This is a genomic window from Acrocarpospora corrugata (assembly GCF_009687845.1).
GTDB lineage: Bacteria > Actinomycetota > Actinomycetes > Streptosporangiales > Streptosporangiaceae > Acrocarpospora > Acrocarpospora corrugata.
Genome location: NZ_BLAD01000056.1, coordinates 101,622 through 121,020, shown reverse-complemented (window position 1 = coordinate 121,020; position 19,399 = coordinate 101,622). Strand labels below are relative to the sequence as shown.

Sequence of the window (19,399 nt, the reverse complement as noted above, 5' to 3'; positions counted from 1 at the left end):
CACCCCCACACCAGGCCCAGCCCTCCCCACCCTGAAAGCCCACTGCCCAGACATACCCTGACCAGCAAATCCCCCGACCAGCCCAAATCCCTGGACCGGGCTGCATCGCAGGACCGGCTACTCGGTATGAGCAAGAACCCCTGGCTTCCCCGCGGGACCAACAAGAAAGCCCTGCTGCCCAGGCATACCCTGACCAGCAAATCCCCCGACCAGCCCAAATCCCTGGACCGGGCTGCATCGCAGGACCAGCTATTCGGTACGAGCAAGAGTCCCTGGTTTGGCCCCGACAGAGCCAACGAGTCGGTCGAGGCCGTCGACCGACTCTCGGCGCTACGTGACAGCGATCGGCATCGACCGGATGCGGATGCGCTGGCTGCTGCGGGCGGCCGTGGTCGACCTGCTGGTCATGTTGACGTCGGCGTCGAGGGTGAGGGGCAGGCGTGCTGCTCCCAGAAAGCACGGCAGGCGGAAGACATGCGCACATCCGACTTCCGGCTCCTGCCCAGCTGGTTCGGCTCCGTCCGCCTGACTGTCGCTGTGATCCTCACGGCCGGATCGGTGGCGATCGTGATCGTGCGAGCGGAGTCGGTCGGGGCCCGATGACAGACGCTCTCGTCGAAGGCGCTCGCGAGAGAACGTCAGCCCTCCATCCCGTCAACAGATTCGAGGAGTCTTTCATTGGGTTTGATCGCTGTGATGCTCGGAGGATTGGCGGGATGGTTGTGGTTCGGCCCGACGGCGGCTTCGGCCAGAGTGCTGGTTCTCCTGGGAGGTTCTCCCGACCGGTGGATACCCCGCCGTCTCTGGTTCCGGCGGACTCGCCCCGGAAAGGAGGCCGCAGCATGGCGGTCAGCCTCGATCGAACTCTGCCAAGGCATCGTGGCCGAACTGACCGCCGGCCGAACCCCCGGCGACGCGCTGGCTCGGGCGATCTCTTCAATCGAAGTCCCAGACCCAGCCGCACTGAACCCGGTAGCAGCAGCCGCACGCGACGGCGGCGACATCGCCGCAGCCCTTCGCAGAGCTGCTCCCCCCGCCGGGGGCGAGGGCCTCATCCGCCTCGCCTCCTGCTGGCAAGTCAGCGTCACCGTAGGCGGCGGCCTCGCCTCCCTCATCGAACGCACCGGCTCATCCCTCCGCGAAGCCGAAGCACACCGCCAAGACGTCTTCGCCCAACTCGCCGGCCCTCGCGCCACCGCCCGCCTTCTAGCCTTCCTACCGGCCCTGGGCCTCCTGATGGCTGGGGGCCTGGGCATGCAACCCTTCCCCTTCCTATTCGGCACCCCAGCCGGCTTCGCCTGCCTAGCCATCGGCCTAACCCTCGACGCAACCGGCCTCTGGTGGACCAACCGCCTAGTCCGCCAAGCCGAGGCCGCAGGCACTTAACCCAGCAAGTTCACTAAGGCCGCCAGCAGACACCAGCAGACACCAGCAGACACCAGCAGACACCAACAGACACCAACAGAGGGCAGAGGGGCCCTCTTTGGCGCCGGTGCGGCGGGGACCGTCACCTGCGTAAACGGCGCCGGATAACGGCGAGCAGCCTGGCGACTCGCTCATTCCGTGAGGAGCCCGAGTTGCCCCTATAGGGGACTCGTTCAGAGCTGAGAATCGGGGGCCAGGAGTCACATCGAACAGCCCGAGGTTTGTTGCCGCCTGCCCAGCGACCGACCGATCTCGGATCAGTTTCAAGCGGTCCGGCCCCAGATTGCCAGATTCGGTCCATTGGGCCGGGCAGGTAGTTCGCCCACGAGTTTGCACTGACTCCGCACGGGCGCGGTTCGCTCATCGGTCGTCTCCACCGGTTCGGCAGGTCGGGTAGCCCACGGCTTCGGCAGACAGTCCACACATTGATTCAGGCAGGGTTCACCTAGGACGGAGGTTTGATGCTCATCCTCATGGGCGCAGGGCTAGCTGCCCTTTCAGTCTGGATCTGGCCCACACGGAAGGTCCCTCTTGATCGTCTGCTGGAAGTGCGAAAGCGAGCGCGCACCGAACACGTCACTGCTGACTTGGCCCACCCTCTTCCCAGCGATCTCGCCCAACCAGCCGCTGGCGGCAAAGACGGCGGCGAAGCTGATCACGCGGCAACGCAGCTCCGAGCGGGCGTCCTAACTGCCGGCCCCACGGCAGTTCTGACGTATCTGATCGTGGGCGGACTACCAGGATTGATCGCAGCGGCTTTGGCAGCCACCGCCGTAATCGCCCTGATCCGCAGAAGAGAACCAGCCGCCATCAGACGCCGCCGCGAACGCTTGATCGCGGACCTCCCGTTCGCGGCCGACCTCATGGTCGCCTGCCTTCGCGCAGGCCAGCCCCTAAGCGCCGCCGCCGAAGCAGCCGCAAAGGCTGTGGGCGGACCACTCGGCGAACGCCTGTCCTGGGTTGGCGCCCAAATGCGACTCGGTGCCGACCCTTCCACCGCATGGTCAGCCCTAGCCGAAGAACGCCCCCTGGCCCCCTTGGCCCGCACAATGTCCAGAGCAGTAGACAGCGGAGCACCCGTAGCCGACGTCCTCACCCGCCTCGCCAACGACGCCCGCCACACCACCCGCTCCGCCTCCTCCGCCGCAGCCCGAAAAGTCGGAGTCCAAGCAGTGGCCCCCCTCGGCCTGTGCTTCCTTCCCGCCTTCGTCTTCCTCGGCATCATCCCCGTGGTCGCAGGCCTGGCAAGGCAGGTCCTCAGCCCATAACATCTGGCCACACTCCCTGACCCGGGTCCCTGCCACGCGATCCGGCTGACCGGGGTCCCTGCCACGCGATCCGGTTTGATCTCCGAAGTCGTCCCACTGGCCAATGCCGGCCACCCCCTGGCTCCCTGGCCCGGATCCTGTCCACCCGGCCCGGTCCTATCCACCGGCCTGGGTCCCTGACCCCCTGGTCCGGGTCCTGGCCCCATGGTCCGCAGGTCCTTGGCCACCCAGAGCAGCGTGATCACGAGCTGGCCCAGCCCGATCGTTCCGTCGCCTTGGCGTATCGATCTAGCGGCCTGGCCGACACCAGGTCTGTTGGGCGACGGGAATCTTTCCTCCGGGCCACATGAGGGCTTACCAGAAGGTGATGCTTAGCGGATGCTAGGTCTCTCAGGGGCTTGTGGATGACTTTTTCCACAGCTGTGGATAACTGGATGTCCGCAGGTGTACGGGTTGGCTTAGCTGCTGGTTGATTTGATTGGGTAGTTATCCACAGGCTTTCGGTTATCCACAGAACGGAGTTCGGGTCGAGCGGGAAGGGTTGCTCGCGGTGCACTCTGAGGGTGGCTTCGGGCGGAGGGTCCGTCCCGGGCTTGTAGGAGGACCAGATGCGCGTGTGGACCAGTGAGCGCACCCAGGGCGCCCAGCCGCTCCAGCACTCCCACCCCACCACCTCACCCTCACCCCGCCACCTTCGCCTCTGCCCCACCCCTCCCTATCCCGCCAACCCGATCGCCACCGCCAGCCGATCGACATTCGTCCGCCCAAGACCATCGACCCTGACCGACTCCCTGATCATCGTCGGCTCAACCGGATCCCCCAGGTTGGAAAACGCCCCCGCACGACCAACTCCACCGCTCCCAACGCCCCCGGCGGCCGCACCCACGTCAAGGCTCGCCGCAGTGCCACCGCCCTGCTCAGTAAGCCCGCTTCGCCTCGTAGGCCGGGCCGACTCAGACTGCCTCGCCGCTCCGACCGACTCAGACTTTTTCGCAGGTCGTATCACTTTGGAACGTTCCGTTCCCTGTGAGGGTGCCTCGGGTGCCTCGGGTGCGTCGGATGCGTCGGCAGGCGTCGACGCCCCACGCGCTGTTCTAACGCTGGTCCACTCGGGAACTCCGGTGGCGCCGAGTCGTCAGGCATGGGTCGGGCAGGCGGCTGAGCGGGCTGGTGCACGGTCGGCGCGGAAGCACTCGTGGGGTAGGGAGCGGACGCTCGAAGTTGTGGATCGGGCACGGCGACTGGGCGTCCAGTGGACGTTTGTCGCCGGGGCTCGAAGGGAGGCCGGGATGTCCACCGCGGAGTACGCGGTGGGGACGATCGCGGCGTGCGGGTTCGCTGCCTTGCTCTTCAAGGTGGTCACCTCGGGCGAGGTGCAGGAGATGCTCGCTTCGCTCGTCCAGAAAGCGCTCAGCCTGGCGGGCTGAACGATGTCGGGACCCCGACGGGGAGACATCACGTCGGGAACCCGACGGGAGACATGAAGTGCGGGCATCTGTGAGAGGCACGAGGTGGGGAACCCGCGGAAGGCACGAGGTGGGGAACCTGCGGAGGGCAGGAGGTAGGAAACCCGCGGGAGGCACGGGTCGGGAACCGCGGCGTTGTTTGGGCAGGGCTGCTGGTCCTTGCTGTTCGGGTGGGGAGCTTGTTCGGGTGGGTCGGACGGAGAAGCTGGGTTGCATTGGCGCTCGGTTGCGTGGGGTTTGTGGTCTGTGGGGCTGTGTAGGTCGGTTTCGGCGTCGGGGTGAGGTTGGGTCGGTCACTGCGGAGATTGCTGTGGCGCTGCCGGCGCTGGTGGTTGTTCTTGGGGGTGCGCTGTGGGCAGTGGCGGTGGCTTGCGCGCAGCTGGAGTGTGTGGACGCGGCTCGGGCGGGTGCTCGGGCCGCGGCCCGCGGTGAGAGCGCTGACACGGTTCGCGGGATCGTGCTCAGGTCGGCCCCGGATGGAGCGCAGGTCAGGGTCAGAGTTGACGGCGAACTCGCAAAGGTCGAAGTGTCAGCGACGGTCAGGCCTGTCACGGGCCTGATCGTTCCACCGGTCACGGTTTCGGCGACGGCTTCCTCCGAGACGGAACCAGGTGTGACCCCGTAGGTCGGGAGCGGGGTGTGCCTCATCACAGCATGAGCCTCAACGGAAGCGGCGGCCGTGATCATCGCCTTCACGAACTCTGAGGAGCGACGACGAGGCTGGATAGGCCAGCCTCGTGCCGGTTGCGTCGGCCGCCGTGGATCAGCACCGTCGCGATGTGAGTGCTGGTCTGAGGCTCATTTTGGATCTGATCTGAGGTTCGTGAGGCTTGGGCGCGCCGCCCTTTTGGACAACTGAGCCCGCTCGATCCTCAGCCGGCGAACCCCCTCGGGGACCGGCGTTATGCCACGGCCCGAGCGCCGATGGCTGACTACTAACCGGCGACCGATGGAGGGGAAGCGGCTGGCGAAAGAGGCGGAAGCCGGCGAAGGAGGCGGGAGCGGTGAGCAAGGGGATGAAACGACTGGCGAGTAGACGGGAGGGGTCAGCGAAGGAGCGATGTGGCGAGTGAAAGGGATCAGAGTGGCGTGGTGAGGAGGGGGGACAGCGGATAGAGGGAGGACGAGGGGACGGGTGAGGGTGGTGCTGAGGGAGCGGGGAGCGGGGACGGTTTGGGTTGTGGTTGGGATGGCGTTGGTTTGGGTGGTGGCGGTTGTGGGGGTGCAGGTTGGGGTGGGGAGGGTGGCTTGGAATCGGGCGAGGTTGGCGGCTGATTTGGGGGCGTTGGCGGCGGCGAAGTGGGCGTTTGCTGATCCGGAGAATGCTTGTGGGAGAGCTCGGCGGATTGTGGAAGTGAATGGGGCGGTTCTTGCGTCCTGTGCTGTAGCTGGTGGGGTTGTTGAGGTGTCGGCTTCGGTGGAGGTGTCGTTGCCTGGGCTTGGAACTCGGACGTTCGCGACGAGTGCCAAGGCGGGTCCGGCTGACATACCTGGTCTTTGATGCCGTTCATCGCTGGTCGAATCAGGATGCCGCGCACCGGACGAACCGACCAGGCATGTCGGGTCTGGTGGGCCGGATGTGTCGGACCAGGAAAGTCGGACTTGCCACCGTGGGTCAGACGTAGCGGACCAGGCAAGTTGCTGATGGGCCGGCCGCAACGGATCAGGCAAGTGGGAGCTGCCGCTGTGGGTTGGATGTAGTGGACCAGGCAAGTTGCTGATGGGCCCGGACGTAACAGATCAGGCAAGTCGGATATGCCGCTGTGGGTTGGATGTGGTGGACCGCTTGGGATGGTGTGGTTAATGGTGACTTTTTGGACAACGGGTCCAAGAGTGAGGGTTGTGAAATAAGGTTCCCCTTACCCTCGGTTCGATGTGGTCTGTGGGGTCTCGTGTGGGAGGCCTTGGTTTGTGGTTGTAGGGGTTTTAGGGCGTTTCTGGGTTGGTTTGTTCTGTTCGTGGGATTGAGGGTTGGGTCTCGGCGAAGGGATGCGTCGTGGTGGCGGAGCGGCGGGTGTACCGGGGATCGGTGCGGGGGTTCGTTTTCCGTGGGGCGCGTTTTGTTTGTTGGGGTGTTGGGGTGGTGGGGGTTGTGCTGGCGGTGCTCGTTGGGCGGGTGGAGGCCCGTGAGCGGGTGGCGGGGAATGGGATTGACAGTCCGGCCGCGGGGGCTGTGGTGGCGGGGTCGGAGATTAGTGCGGCTGCGCATATCGAGAATGTCTGTGAGGGGACGCTCTCTGTTCTGGGGCCCTCGGGGGACGTGCTGGGGAGTAAGACCGAGCGGATTTCGACGCTTTGTCTGGGGCGGGCGTCTATTCAGGTCAATGTGGGGTTGCAGGATTCCGCGGGTAACGGGGTCTACTCGGCCAGGCTCACGGTCAAGGGGGTCGGGGAGGGGGCTGAGCACACGTTCGTGGTACGGCGGCCGCCGGCTTCGCCGGGTGGGGTGATGGCGGAGATGCAAGGCAAGAAAGTGGTAGTGAGCTGGGACAAGGGGGTGGAATCCGATCTGAGGTCTTATGCGGTTTCCACCGATTCGGGGGACGAGGTCGGGACTCTTGTCGTGGCGGATGCTTGTTCTGGGGGGCGTTGTCAGGCGGTGTTCGCGGTTCCTGGAACGGCGGCGGGGAAGGAGTTGGGGTTTTCGGTTAAGGCGTTTCGGGGGGACGGCGCTGGCGGGATTGTCGGGTCGGGGAATTCTGCGGTGACCTATGTGAAGGCGCCAGCTGCGGTCAAGCCTTCGCCGAGCAGGTCCGCCGGCGGTGACGTGGAGGAATTTCCGGTTCTCCCCGACAAGAACGCGGCCAAGGAGCCGCAGGCGAAACAGCGTGAGGTCGTGGCGTCGGAGTTTCCCGAGCTGCCGAAGGCGGACAAGATTGAAGACAAGAGTGAATTCGATCTGCCGGAAGTGGCGGACGGAAGTGGTGCGACCCCGCCCACCGTAGCCGAGCCGGAGGCGATCGAACGTTCATCCGCTTTTGGGGATGGGCTCACCTATGGGATCTATATCGCCATTGGTCTGCTTCTGTTGCTGCTTGGTGGGCATGTGGGGGCGTGGTTGCGTCGTCGTACCAGCGAAAGGGAAAGCGCGGGAGGGACGATCTCCCCATCCAGAAGCGGAGCGGGAGGGGTGATCTCCCCACCCAGGGGCGGCGTCGGTTCGATGGGCGCTGTGGGTCGGCGGCCGGTGGTGATTTTCGCGGTGGCGGAGGCGCCGGTGGCTGAAATAGATACCGCTGAGGCTGAGACGCAGGATGTGCCGTTGCTCCGGCCCTATGTCACTCGGGTGATCGAGTCGGAGGGCGACAGGTCGGAGTCGGGCCAGTTATCGCTGCCGCCTGGGGCCTCTGAGGATTCGATGTAGGGCGCGAGCAGGATGCCCAGGAGGCGTAGGGCGCCTGCTTTGTCCAAAGGCTCGTTGCCGTTGCCGCATTTGGGGGACTGGATGCAGGACGGGCAGCCTCGGTCGCATTCGCAGGAGGCGATGGCGTCGCGGGTGGCGGTGAGCCAGTCGGCGGCGTGGGCGTAGCCGCGTTCCGCGAAGCCGGCGCCGCCGTCGTGGCCGTCGTACACGAAGACGGTGAGGAGGCCGGTGTCGGGGTGGAGTTCGGTGGAGACGCCGCCGATGTCCCAGCGGTCGCAGGTGGCGAACAGGGGGAGCAGGCCGATCGCGGCGTGCTCGGCCGCGTGCGCGGCGCCGCCCAGGTCGGTTCGCGGGTCGATCTCCGCCAGGGCGGAGTTGGGGAGGGTCCACCAGACCGCGCGGGTACGGAGGGTCCGCGGCGGCAGGTCGAGGGGATCGTCGCCGAGGACTTCACCGGTCTGGGTGCGGCGTTTGAGGTACGAGACGACCTGCCGGGTCACCTCCACCGACCCGAAATGGAGCTCGCCGGGCCCGAGCACCCGCGACCGCAGCGACTCGATGACGCGGATATCGGTGATGTCCCGGGCGAACGTCGAGTAATCGGGCTGCGCGGCCGACACCAGGGCGACGCCGGCTTCGAGGTCGAACTCATCCACCACGTACGTGTCCCCGCGATGGATGTGCACCGCCCCCGTGTGCACGGTCCCGTGCGCGGACGCCTCGTCCACGGTCCCGAGCAGCCGCCCGGTCCCGGATTCGACGATCTGCACCGGCGACCCGCCCGACCCCCGGATGTCCGCCAGATCGACGGCCCGATCCCGGCTCGTCCAGAACCACCCCGTCGTCCGCCGCCGCAGCAACCCCCGCGCCACCAACTCATCCAGAACCCCCAATGCGGCAGGACCGAAAATGAGGTAGTCCTCCTCCGAGAGGGGGATTTCGGACGCGGCCGCGCACAAGTGTGGAGCCAGTACATACGGGTTGTCCGGATCGAGGACGGTCGCCTCCACCGGATGCCCGAACAGCGCCTCCGGATGGTGCACCAGATACGTGTCCAGCGGATCGTCCCGCGCGATCAGCACCGCCAGCGCGTCCTGGCCGTCCCGTCCCGCCCGCCCCGCCTGCTGCCACAACGACGCCCGCGTCCCGGGCCACCCGGCGATCAGCACCGCGTCCAGCCCGGACACGTCCACCCCGAGCTCCAGCGCGTTCGTGGTCGCCACCCCGAGCAGCTCACCCGACCGCAGCGCCTTCTCCAGCAGCCGCCGGTCCTCGGCCAGGTACCCGGCCCGGTAGGCCGCCACCTTGTCCGCCAGCCGCAACTCGGGCAACACGGGCGTGGACATCCCGGCCCGGGACGGCCGCGCGTGCACGCCGAGCGCGAGTTCGGTGTCGTGGAGGTGACTTCGGGCGGATAGGGCCACCGTCTCAGCCGCTCGGCGTGAGCGTACGAACGCGAGAGTCCGTACGCCATCGAGGACGAGGTCGGCGAGGAGGTCAGCCGCTTCGGCGGTGGCCGTGCGCCGGACCGGTGCGCCCCCCTCGCCCCGCAGATCGGTCAGAGGCGGCTCCCAGAGCGCGATGGTAGTTGCTCCTCGCGGAGAGGCATCAAGCGTCACCTCGGCCATCTCAAGGCCCGTCAGGCGCATCCCCGTCGTCCCGGGCTCGCTGGCAGTGGCCGAAGCGAGGAAAAACACCGGCCGGGCACCATATTTCGCCGCCACCCGCCGCAACCGCCGCAAGATCTGCGCCACATGCGACCCGAACACCCCCCGATACCCATGACACTCATCCACGATCACTAACGACAACCGCCGCCAGAACGACGTCCAAGCCGCATGCCGCGGCAACATCGACCGATGGAGCATGTCCGGATTTGTCAGGACATAGTTGGCGTGGCGGCGGATCCAGGCGCGTTCTTCCATCGGGGTGTCGCCGTCGAAGGTCGCGGGGCGTACCTGATCGAGGGAGAGCGCCGAGAGGGCGCGGAGCTGGTCGGCGGCGAGCGCCTTGGTCGGGGTGAGGTAGAGAACGGTGGCGCCGGACAGGATGCCGGTGACCGCCGGGACCAGATAGGCCAGAGATTTTCCTGAGGCGGTCCCAGTGGAAATGATCACGTTTTGGCCACGGGAAACATGCTCGGCGGCGGCGAACTGGTGCGGCCAGAGGCCGGTCACTCCCTGTCCCTCCAGCCGCTCCCGCACCGCGTCGGGGACCCAATCCGGCCACTGGGCTTGACCAGCCTGACGTGCTGGAACATGCTCCACATGAGTGACTCTCCCGTGCCGTGCCGAGGTCATCAGCAAGCGCTCCAGGAGTGGTCCGCTCCGGCCTGACGCACGCCTGTTCGGGTGAGCGGGTGAAGAGGACCGATTCATTGGTTTCCACCATGGCATCTGCGGGGAGAGTCGCCCGGAGTCGGGATTTCGTATAGACACTGAGGCGTAGCGTGGTTGAATGCCGCGCGTCAGGATCGTGTTTTCCTAGGATGCACGATCTGCATCGGACCTACGCAGGCAAGGCGCTGGAGGATCTGTGGATCTGAAGTTGGACCACCGTACCGAGGACCGTCTCACCATTGTCGAGGTCGAGGGTGAGATCGACGTCTACACCGCGCCCAGATTGCGTGAGCTGCTCATCGACTTGGTGAACAAGGGCAACTTCCACCTTCTCGTGAACATGGAGAAAGTGGACTTCCTCGACTCGACCGGACTCGGTGTCCTGGTCGGCGGGCTCAAGCGGGTGCGGGCGCACGATGGCTCCCTGGAACTCGTCTGCACGCAGGAGCGCATCCTGAAGATCTTCCGGATCACCGGGCTTACCAAGGTCTTCGGGATCTACGCCTCCGTGGATGAGGCCAAGGAAGCCCACGGCCGAGACAAGTAGTCATGGCCACCGTCGAGCTGACGTTCAGCGCGTTGCCGGCTCATGTGCGCACGGCGCGGTTGGTCGCTACGGCCATCGCGCGCCGTACGGGGGTGGCCGAGGCGTTGCTGGACGAAGTGCGGCTCGCCGTCGGAGAGGCGTGCTCCCGGGCAGTTGAGGCACATCGCGTCCACTGCCCGGGGGAGCCGATCCGGATCGAGATCCGGGATGATTCGGGGCGTTTCGAGGTGACGGTCACCGACTCCGCCCCGAACGACGATATTCAATCTTCGACCGGTACGGCCAACGGCCTGGTTGCCGCTGGCACGTCGGCCGACTGGATGTTCGGGATAGTTCCCGAGATGCCGGGTTTAGGTATCGCGGTCATCGCCGGCCTTGCCGACGATGTCGAGGTCTCTCCCGGTCCGACGGGGGTGCGGATCCGGATGAGTTGGCCGGCCGCCACTCCCAACGGGGTCCCGGCCCGCTGACCATGATCCGCTGAGTCCCACAACCTAGTTTGGGACTGGCCGAATCTCTCCTCCACCCAATTCTGGTCGTCCGAAGCCCGGAACAAGTTCTGTCCGTAACCGGATGGACATCTGGTGACAGGCAGCCAAACGGCCTGTTTGGGTGGGGGTGCAACCCGTCCTTACTGGACGCGCCCCTAATTAGCGGGCCCCAGGGCCTTCATATCCGCCGACAGGCTGCGTAGACTCCCCGCACCGGCCAAGGTATTGCGGATTGCAACCGGAAGCGGCACTGCCAACCACCCGGAAGTGCGCCGCTGAAGCCCCCGCTCGCGATGGGGCACGCTGAAGACACTGTGAGGCTGCGCCTCCCGGGCAGAAACTACCCGTCTGGCCGAGGAGGACGGAATTGTCTGCCTATCTCGCCGCTGGCAATGACGCAGCGGTATCCCTGAGCGGTTCCCATCTCACGATCGTGATCGTGGTGGCCGCCGTGGCTATGATCGCGCTGGCCGTAGCCGGCGGCCTCGTGCGCGAGGTGCTGGCCGCGCCCCAGGGCACAGAACGTATGCAGAACATCGCGAAAGCCGTACAGGAAGGGGCTGCCGCTTACCTGACGCGGCAGTTCCGGACGCTTGCCGTCTTTGTGATTCTTATCCCCTTCCTGCTGCTGCTGCTCCCCGCGGAGTCGACGAGCGTGCAGATCGGGCGCAGCGTCTTCTTCGTGGTCGGCGCGGTCTTTTCCGCGCTGACCGGGTTCATCGGGATGTGGCTGGCGGTGCGCGGCAACGTGCGCGTCGCCGCCGCCGCCCGGGAAGCGGGCGAGAAGACCGCGATGCGGATCGCGTTCAGGACCGGCGGTGTGGCCGGTATGTTCACCGTCGGGCTCGGTCTGCTGGGCGCGGCGATCGTGGTGTTCGTCTACAAGGGCGACGCCCCGAGCGTGCTCGAAGGCTTCGGCTTCGGCGCCGCGCTGCTCGCCATGTTCATGCGAGTCGGCGGCGGCATCTTCACCAAGGCCGCCGACGTCGGCGCCGACCTGGTCGGCAAGGTCGAGCAGGGCATCCCCGAGGACGACCCGCGCAACGCCGCCACCATCGCCGACAACGTGGGCGACAACGTTGGCGACTGCGCCGGCATGGCGGCCGACCTGTTCGAGTCGTACGCGGTCATGCTGGTCGCCTCGCTGATCCTGGGCAAGGCGGCGTTCGGCACCGAGGGCCTGGTGTTCCCGCTGATCGTCCCGATGATCGGTGTGATCACCGCGATCATCGGCATCTTCGTCACCTCGCCCCGTCCGGGCGACCGGAACGCGATGGCCGCGATCAACCGGGGCTTCTTCATCTCGGCCGGGATCTCCGCGGTGCTGGTGGCCGGTGCCGCGTACGCGTACCTGCCCGCCTCCTTCGCCGAGCTGACCTCGGCCGCGCCCGCCGTCCAGGCGATCACCGCCGACCCGCGGATCATCGCGATCGGCGCGGTGCTGATCGGTCTGGTGCTGGCCAGTGCGATCCAGATCCTCACCGGCTACTTCACCGAGACCAACCGTCGTCCGGTGAAGGACATCGGCGAGGCGTCCCGTACCGGCCCGGCGACCGTCATCCTGGCGGGTATCTCGGTCGGTCTGGAGTCGGCCGTGTACTCGGCGCTGCTGATCGGCGCGGCCGTGTACGGCGCGTTCCTGCTGGGCTTCGGCAACGTGACCGTGGCGCTGTTCGCGGTGGCGCTGGCCGGGACCGGCCTGCTGACCACGGTCGGCGTGATCGTGTCGATGGACACTTTCGGCCCGGTCTCCGACAACGCGCAGGGCATCGCGGAGATGTCCGGCGACGTCGAGGGCGAGGGCGCGCAGGTGCTGACCTCGCTGGACGCGGTCGGCAACACCACCAAGGCGATCACCAAGGGCATCGCCATCGCGACCGCGGTGCTGGCCGCGACGGCGCTGTTCGGCTCGTTCCGCACCGCCGTCGAGGCCCAGCTGGCCGCGGCTTCGGACAGCGTGAAGGCCGCTCTGGGCAGTTTCCAGAGCTTCAGCCTGAGCGTGGACGCGCCCAACGTGCTGGTCGGTCTGATCATCGGCGCGGCGGTGGTGTTCCTGTTCTCCGGGCTGGCGATCTCCGCGGTCGGCCGGGCGGCGATGCGGGTGGTGTTCGAGGTACGGAACCAGTTCCGTACCAAGCCGGGCATCATGGACGGCACCGAACTGCCCGACTACGGCCGGGTCGTGGACATCTGCACCAAGGACTCGCTCCGCGAGCTGGCCACTCCCGGCCTGCTCGCCGTGCTGACCCCGATCGCGGTCGGTTTCGCGCTGGGCTACGCCCCGCTGGGCGCGTACCTGGCCGGCGCGATCGCGTCCGGCACGCTGATGGCGGTGTTCCTGTCCAACTCGGGCGGCGCCTGGGACAACGCCAAGAAGCTGGTCGAGGACGGGCACCACGGGGGCAAGGGCTCCCAGGCGCACGAGGCGACCATCATCGGCGACACCGTGGGTGACCCGTTCAAGGACACCGCGGGCCCGGCCATCAACCCGCTGATCAAGGTGATGAACCTGGTCGCGCTGCTGATCGCGCCCGCCGTCGTGGTGACCGCGGACAACACGCTGCTCCGGTTCGGGATCACCGCGCTGGCGGTGATCGTCGTGGTCGGCGCGATCGTGGTGTCGAAGCGCCGCTCCGGCGGCATGGAGGCGTCCGACAACAGCAAGGAAGAGCTGGAGCCGGTCGCCGGCTGATTCCGTGGTTCGCCGAGGGTCCTCCGCCGAGGCGGGGGACCCTCACGCGTATCCACACCATGTTCATAGAATCTGGGCATGGAAGAGCGTTGCGTGCCATGAAGACGTTGATCGTGCTGCGGCACGCGAAGGCGGAGCACATCCCCGGGGTGCTGGACTTCGAGCGCGGGCTGACCAATCGGGGGCAGCGCAACGCGCGCGAGGCCGGTGTGCTGATCGGCCCGCTCAAGCCCGACCTCATCCTGTCCTCCGCGTCCAAGCGGACCAAGGAGACCGCCGAGCTGCTCGGGCTGGCCGCGCCACTCGAACTGGATCGGGACATCTACGAGGCCTACGCCGACGAGCTGCTCGTCCTGCTCCGCCAGGTCGGGCCGGACGTGGGCACGCTGGTGCTGGTCGGCCACAATCCGAGCGTGCACGAGCTGGTGATCGGCCTGGCCGGTGACCAGGTGGACACCTTCCCGCCCGGGGCGTTCGCGGTGATCGAGCTGCCCGGGCCCTGGTCGGAGATCGACTCCGGCACCGGGACACTGGTGGACTCCCACCGGCCCTGACGATCGTGGCCAGATTCGACGACAGCGGGCTGGCGGTCGGCCACGGCCTGGTGACCGCGACCGCCGTGGTGATTCCGCTGGTCATCGGGGTGGCCGCCGGGCATCCTGTGGCGGCGGGGGTGGTCGCGATCGGGGCCTGGCTGGTCGCGGTGCGGGCCAACGCCGACCCGCCGGGGGTGCGGGCGCTGTCGATGCTGGCCGGGGTTTTGTCGTTGGCCTTGGGTACGGTGCTCGGCATGGTGGTGACCGACCAGCCGTGGCTGCTGATCCCGATCGCCCCGGTGGTCGCCGGGCTGGGGATCCTGGTGCCGATGGTCGGCCCGACGGCGGCCATGGCCCTGCTGATCACGGCCGCCAATCCGGTGCCGGTCGCGCCGTTCGAGCATCTGGGGCTGGAGCTGCTGGGCGGCCTGCTGGCGGCCACGATGATCACGTTGCCGTGGCCGTGGCGCCGCACCCGCCCGCTCTCCACCACCCTCGGCGAGGCCACCGAGGAGCTCGCCGTCCTGATCGAGCGGACCGGGTCGGACTCCTGGGAATCCCAGCGGGTCCGCGTCGCATCCACCCTCCACCAGGCTCGTACGGCGTGCGCCCGCCACCGCTGGGAACGCCGCTCCCGCGAGGCCGAACAGATCACCGCCGCCCTGCGGCGCGTCTTCTACGAGGCCGTGGCCCTGCACGACCTCCACGAGGCGGTCATCCGCGAGATAGCGCCCGACCGGGTGGGCCTGCCTGACCTGCTGGAGTCGCTGGCGGCCTCGGTCAGAGAGTCGTTCCACTCGGACAAGGAGGCCGAGCCGGTCGATTTCAGCGCCCGGGTGGATTCGCTGCGCGGCGAGCGCCCCGGCGACGAGCGGGAACTGCTCGGCCTGGTGCTGCTCCGCCAGATCGGCCACGTCGCCGACCGCATCCGCGAGGCCGTCGCCGTCGCCCGCCCGGCCGCGCGAACGCTCACCCACACGCTGATCGTGATGCCGAATCTGCCCGAATGGCGCGGTATCCGAAAGGACGACGAACCGGAATCGCCGCCTGGTCGAGCCGCGTCGGACACGCCGCCTGGCTGGGCCGAGCCGGAGATGCGGCCTCTTGATCCGGCGGGTGAACACGCCCGGCGATTCGCATGGCACGGCCGGCTCACGCCTCGGGCGGTTCTCGACGATCCCGAGGTCCGGCACAGCCTGCGCGCCGCCCTCGGCACCGTGGTCGCCTGCGTCGCGATCGTGGCCTTCCATCCGCCGCACGCCCAGTGGCTCGCCCTGACCGTCCTGCTGACGATCCAACCGACCTATGGCGAGACGCTCTCGAAGGTCTGGGCGCGGATCCTGGGGAGCGTGATCGGCGGCATGGCGGCGGCGCTGGTCCTGCTGATCGCGCCCGGCGAATGGGTCAGGGTGGCGATGGTCGCCGTGGTGGCCGCCCTCGCGTTCGGGCTGGTCGCCGTGCACTACGCGTACTGGGTGACGTTCATGACCACGTGCGTGCTTCTGCTGGTCGACTTCCAGACGCCGCTGTCGCCGGACGCGGCCACCGAACGCGTGGTCCTCACCGTGCTCGGCGCGCTGGTCGCGCTGGCGTGCACGCGGCTGCTCTGGCCGCGCGGCGAGGCGGTCCGGGTGGCCGAACGGGTGGCCCGGCTGCTGGAGTCCCACGCGGCGGCCAGCCGGGCGGTGGCCGAGGTGAGCCGCCGCGAACGGCCGGAGCGCGAGGCCGTTGAGCGGATTCACCAGGCCGCGCGGGGGGCGGAGGCCGTCGCACTGTCGGCCGATTACATGGCGCACGAACCGGGCGCCGAGCCGCCGCCGTACGTGGACGAGGTCTTGGACACCGCTCGAAGGATCCGGGACGACCTGATGACCGTGACCACCGTGCTGCGCGAGGACCCCGGCGAGGTCGGGCCCGCGCCGACCGTGCTCGACGCCGTCGCGGACCGCCTGGAAGCCGGGGCCGAGGCCGTCAGAACGGGCGAGCCCTATCAGTCGGGCGGGGAGGTGGACAGCCGCCTGGCCGAGCTGGGCGGCTGGCTGGGCAGACTCGCCGACCGGCGGCTGGACGAACTCGCCGCCGATCCGGCCGACTCCCGCACGCACGTGCGCCGCGCCCTGCTGCACGCCGCCGCCACCGACCACGCCCTGCGAGAACTGAACGCGGGATCCGCCCGATTAGTGACCACGGCGAGCTCGGGCGGATCCCGGTAGGGCGGCTTAGGACTCGGTGAGGCCGTCTTCGGCGTCGGCGGCCTCCACCTCCTCGCGGGAGATGCCGAGCAGGTAGAGGATCGAGTCCAGGTACGGGACGGTGACCGCGGTGTCGGCGGCCCGGCGGACCACCGGCTTGGCGTTGAAGGCGATACCCAGGCCGGCGGTGGCGAGCATGTCGAGGTCGTTGGCGCCGTCGCCGATGGCCACCGTCTGGCTGAGCGGGATGCCGGACTGCAGGGCGAAACGTTCCAGCGCCCTGGCCTTGCCGGGGCGGTCGATGACCTCGCCGATGACGCGGCCGGTCAGCCGGCCGTCGATGACCTCCAGGGTGTTGGCGGCCGAGTAGTCGATGCCCAGATCGGCCACCAGACTGTCGGTGATCTGGGTGAAGCCGCCGCTGACGATCGCGAAACGGTAGTCCAGCCGTTTGAGCGTCCGGACCAGCGTCCGCGCGCCGGGCGTGAGAAGCACCTCCTTGGTGACCTTCTCGAAGACCTCCTCCGGGAGACCCTCCAGGAGGGCGACCCGGCGGGTCAGGGATTCGGTGAAGTCCAGTTCGCCGCGCATCGCCTCTTCGGTGACCCGGGCGACCTCCTCCAGGTTGCCCGCGTGGCGGGCCAGCAGTTCGATGACCTCGCCCTGGATCAGGGTGGAGTCCACGTCCATGACGATGAGGCGCTTTCCGCGCCGGTGGATGCCCCAGCGCTGGACGGCGACGTCCACCTGCTGCAGGTGGGCCTCAGCCGCCAGTTCGACCCGGAGCGAGACCGGGTCGGCGCCGGAGACGGCCATCTCGATGCAGGTCACCGGGTAGCTGGAGAGCCGTTCGATGCGGTCGATGTTGGCGCCGCTGGCGGCGATCCGGCCGGCTATCCCGGCCATCGCGGACGGCAGCAGCGGTGAGCCGAGCACGGTGATGTGCAGGCGGCCCCGGCGGCGCTTCTCCTTCGATTCGGTGCCGGTGGTCAGTTCCAGGTCCATGTCCAGGTCGGCGGCGACCTGTTCGACGGCCGTCCACAGGCCGCCGATGGTGCCGCCGGTTCCGGTCGAGGGGCCGCCCGCGTACGAGACCAGGACGCCGAGGGTGAGCCGCTTGCGGATCACCACCTGTTCGACGTCGGCGACGGTGACGGGGAATCCCGCGAGTACGGTGAAAAGTCGTGAGGTGACGCCTGGCCGGTCTGGGCCGGTGAGCGTGATGAGAAGGGTGCGCTGGTTCATCCGGATCTCTGTAAAAGGAGCGGGGAACTTACGACATCTCAACGCTACTGGTCCTCGCTTCACGCCCGCGCATCAGGTTCACCATCCGGACGCATCCGCAACGCCAACCGGAGAACTGACCGTCATGTCCGCATGTCGTCATGTCTCCATGCAAAACAACACATCACTAACGGCTCGGGTGAGTCCAGCCGTGATCACGTCAACCAAAGAGTTGACGATCAACCTCGCGGACGCCCGCGGGCGGTACACCGTGAGCCTGGCCAGGAGCGCGGCCGACGTCCAGGCGGCGCAGCGGCTGCGGCACCAGGTTTTCGCCACGGAGATGGGGGCCCGGCTGGACTCGCCGGTGTCGGGGCTCGATGTCGACCGGTTCGACGCGTACTGCGATCACCTGCTGGTGCGGAGCGGATCCGAGGTCGTCGGGACCTACCGGCTGCTGCCGCCGGGACGGACCGAGCGGCTCTACTCCGACACCGAGTTCGATCTCGGCAAGCTGGCCGCCATCCGGAGCGGGCTGGTCGAGGTGGGCCGGACCTGCGTGCACAAGGATCACCGGGCCGGCGCGGTCATGGCGCTGATGTGGGCGGGGATCGCGCACTACATGGTGGCCGGCGGCTACTCGTGGCTGGCCGGGTGCTGCTCGGTGGCGCTGGACGACGGGGGCGTCGCCGCGGCCGGGGTGGTCGAGCGGATCGAACTCGGGCCGGAGGAGTACCGGGTGCTCCCGCATCGGCCCTGGGCCGGTGGCAGCGCGCCGGAGCGGTTCGTGATGCCGTCGCTGCTGCGCGGCTACCTGCGGCTGGGCGGCTGGGTGTGCGGCCCGCCCGCGCACGACCCCGAGTTCGGCACGGCCGACTTCTTCGTGCTGCTCTCCCTCGCGAACGTGGACACCCGTTACCTTCGGCACTTCCTGGGCGAGCCGTGACCATCACCTTCATCCCGCCGTCGGTCACCGCGTGGCAGCCGCTGGCCCCGTGCCAGCCGTCCACGTGCGTCAACCCCGCGCTGGCGGTGGCCTCGCCGCTGCGCCGGATGGCCAGGATCGTGGGCGCCGCCGCGGTGCTTCTCGGCGGCGTTCCGATCGCCATGGTTTCGCATCGTTTCGGGCCGGACACCCGGGCCAGGATCACCCAGAACTGGGCCCGGCTCCTGCTCAGGGCGCTCGGCGTCAAGGTCCACGCGAACCGCGGCTTCGCCTTCCTGGCCGGTGCGCCCGTGCTGAGCGCCGTGCCGTCCGGGAAGGGCACGCTGCTGGTCGCCAACCACATTTCGTGGCTGGATCCCCTGGTCATGGCGGCGACCTTCCCGTGCCGGCCGCTGGCCAAGAGCGAAGTCGGGGAGTGGCCGCTGATTCGCACGCTCGCGCGCGGCGCGGGAGTGCTGTTCATCCACCGCGATCGGCTGATGGCGCTGCCCGAGGCCGTCAACGGAGTCGCGGAGGCGTTGCGCGCCGGCGACACCGTGGTCGCGTTCCCGGAGGGCACCACCTGGTGCGGCGGGGAGATGGGGCCGTTCCGTCCTGCGGTGTTCCAGGCCGCACTGGACGCGCAGGCCGCCGTCCGCCCGGCCACCATCCACTACCGGGAACAGGCCACCACCTCGGCCCGCGCCTGTTATGTCGGCGGTGACACGCTGGTCGGGTCGATCCTGCGGGTGACGTCGACCAAGGACATGACCGTGACCGTCACCCTCTTCCCCCCGGTACGGCTGTCGCCCTCCGGACGCCCCCACGAGGCCAGGAAGGCGCTCGCGTCGGTCGCGGAAGCGCAGGTCCGTACCGGATTGATCGGAAAGCCGGAGGGAGCGCACCAAGGCCGCATGATCGCCTAATCTG

General features: G+C 68.1%; 16 protein-coding genes. 14 read left to right on the top strand and 2 right to left on the bottom strand.

The annotated features are described in order from the left end of the window. Positions 1-126 precede the first annotated feature (126 nt). From Acor_RS21410 to Acor_RS21385, 7 genes are all read left to right on the top strand, one after another. Positions 127-603 (top strand): hypothetical protein, encoded by a 477-nt coding sequence (locus Acor_RS21410; protein WP_155338481.1) that lies wholly within the window; start codon positions 127-129, stop codon positions 601-603. A gap of 93 nt (positions 604-696) precedes the next feature. Continuing rightward, positions 697-1,386, top strand: a complete 690-nt coding sequence (locus Acor_RS21405; RefSeq protein WP_155338480.1) for a type II secretion system F family protein — start codon at positions 697-699, stop codon at positions 1,384-1,386. A 500-nt stretch (positions 1,387-1,886) separates the two neighbouring features. After that, positions 1,887-2,693, top strand: a complete 807-nt coding sequence (locus Acor_RS45915; protein WP_155338479.1) for a type II secretion system F family protein — start codon at positions 1,887-1,889, stop codon at positions 2,691-2,693. Positions 2,694-3,301: 608 nt separating this feature from the next. After that, entirely contained in the window at positions 3,302-4,120 is an 819-nt protein-coding gene (locus Acor_RS45910; protein WP_155338478.1) for a DUF4244 domain-containing protein, read from the top strand. 58 nt (positions 4,121-4,178) lie between these two features. Beyond that, positions 4,179-4,784: a TadE family type IV pilus minor pilin gene (locus Acor_RS45905; RefSeq protein WP_308805676.1), complete on the top strand. Its 606-nt coding sequence runs from the start codon at positions 4,179-4,181 to the stop codon at positions 4,782-4,784. A gap of 510 nt (positions 4,785-5,294) precedes the next feature. Further along, positions 5,295-5,660 carry an Rv3654c family TadE-like protein gene (locus tag Acor_RS46345; protein WP_155338477.1) on the top strand — a complete coding sequence of 122 codons (366 nt, stop codon included), beginning with the start codon at positions 5,295-5,297 and terminating at the stop codon, positions 5,658-5,660. A gap of 582 nt (positions 5,661-6,242) precedes the next feature. After that, positions 6,243-7,523, top strand: coding sequence for a hypothetical protein (locus Acor_RS21385; protein WP_155338476.1), 1,281 nt, complete (start codon positions 6,243-6,245; stop codon positions 7,521-7,523). Here the strand turns inward: Acor_RS21385 and Acor_RS21380 are convergent. Further along, positions 7,433-9,901 (bottom strand): DEAD/DEAH box helicase, encoded by a 2,469-nt coding sequence (locus tag Acor_RS21380; protein WP_155338475.1) that lies wholly within the window; start codon positions 9,899-9,901, stop codon positions 7,433-7,435. The genes Acor_RS21385 and Acor_RS21380 overlap by 91 nt on opposite strands. Before the next feature lie 157 nt (positions 9,902-10,058). Here Acor_RS21380 and Acor_RS21375 point away from each other — a divergent pair, with 157 nt between their 5' ends. From Acor_RS21375 to Acor_RS21355, 5 genes are all read left to right on the top strand, one after another. Next, positions 10,059-10,409 (top strand): STAS domain-containing protein, encoded by a 351-nt coding sequence (locus Acor_RS21375; RefSeq protein ID WP_111171502.1) that lies wholly within the window; start codon positions 10,059-10,061, stop codon positions 10,407-10,409. Between the two features lie 2 nt (positions 10,410-10,411). Continuing rightward, positions 10,412-10,879, top strand: coding sequence for an ATP-binding protein (locus tag Acor_RS21370; RefSeq protein WP_155338474.1), 468 nt, complete (start codon positions 10,412-10,414; stop codon positions 10,877-10,879). A gap of 457 nt (positions 10,880-11,336) precedes the next feature. Beyond that, entirely contained in the window at positions 11,337-13,592 is a 2,256-nt protein-coding gene (locus Acor_RS21365; protein ID WP_422664826.1) for a sodium-translocating pyrophosphatase, read from the top strand. 98 nt (positions 13,593-13,690) lie between these two features. After that, a complete protein-coding gene (locus Acor_RS21360; protein WP_155338472.1) occupies positions 13,691-14,146 on the top strand; it encodes a SixA phosphatase family protein in 456 nt (151 codons plus the stop codon). A gap of 5 nt (positions 14,147-14,151) precedes the next feature. Further along, the gene (locus Acor_RS21355) at positions 14,152-16,341 is read left to right on the top strand and encodes an FUSC family protein (RefSeq protein ID WP_155338471.1); all 2,190 of its coding nucleotides are present in this window, start codon (positions 14,152-14,154) and stop codon (positions 16,339-16,341) included. Positions 16,342-16,347: 6 nt separating this feature from the next. Here Acor_RS21355 and serB read toward each other — a convergent pair whose 3' ends face one another. Continuing rightward, positions 16,348-17,565 (bottom strand): phosphoserine phosphatase SerB, encoded by a 1,218-nt coding sequence (serB, locus tag Acor_RS21350; protein WP_155338470.1) that lies wholly within the window; start codon positions 17,563-17,565, stop codon positions 16,348-16,350. 190 nt (positions 17,566-17,755) lie between these two features. On the opposite strand from serB, the gene Acor_RS21345 reads away from it, so the two are divergent. Beyond that, positions 17,756-18,490 carry a GNAT family N-acetyltransferase gene (locus Acor_RS21345; RefSeq protein ID WP_218034402.1) on the top strand — a complete coding sequence of 245 codons (735 nt, stop codon included), beginning with the start codon at positions 17,756-17,758 and terminating at the stop codon, positions 18,488-18,490. After that, positions 18,487-19,395 carry a lysophospholipid acyltransferase family protein gene (locus Acor_RS21340; protein ID WP_155338468.1) on the top strand — a complete coding sequence of 303 codons (909 nt, stop codon included), beginning with the start codon at positions 18,487-18,489 and terminating at the stop codon, positions 19,393-19,395. Before Acor_RS21345 ends, Acor_RS21340 begins: the two co-directional genes overlap by 4 nt. The last annotated feature ends 4 nt before the right edge of the window (positions 19,396-19,399 follow it).

Excerpts from the sequence above, each read along its gene's own strand:
- Acor_RS21410 (WP_155338481.1), top strand. The coding sequence starts at position 127 with ATGAGCAAGAACCCCTGGCTTCCCCGCGGGACCAACAAGAAAGCCCTG.
- Acor_RS21405 (WP_155338480.1), top strand. The coding sequence starts at position 697 with ATGCTCGGAGGATTGGCGGGATGGTTGTGGTTCGGCCCGACGGCGGCT.
- Acor_RS45915 (WP_155338479.1), top strand. The coding sequence starts at position 1,887 with ATGCTCATCCTCATGGGCGCAGGGCTAGCTGCCCTTTCAGTCTGGATC.
- Acor_RS45910 (WP_155338478.1), top strand. The coding sequence starts at position 3,302 with ATGCGCGTGTGGACCAGTGAGCGCACCCAGGGCGCCCAGCCGCTCCAG.
- Acor_RS21380 (WP_155338475.1), bottom strand. The coding sequence starts at position 9,901 with ATGAATCGGTCCTCTTCACCCGCTCACCCGAACAGGCGTGCGTCAGGC.
- Acor_RS21370 (WP_155338474.1), top strand. The coding sequence starts at position 10,412 with ATGGCCACCGTCGAGCTGACGTTCAGCGCGTTGCCGGCTCATGTGCGC.
- Acor_RS21360 (WP_155338472.1), top strand. The coding sequence starts at position 13,691 with ATGAAGACGTTGATCGTGCTGCGGCACGCGAAGGCGGAGCACATCCCC.
- serB (WP_155338470.1), bottom strand. The coding sequence starts at position 17,565 with ATGAACCAGCGCACCCTTCTCATCACGCTCACCGGCCCAGACCGGCCA.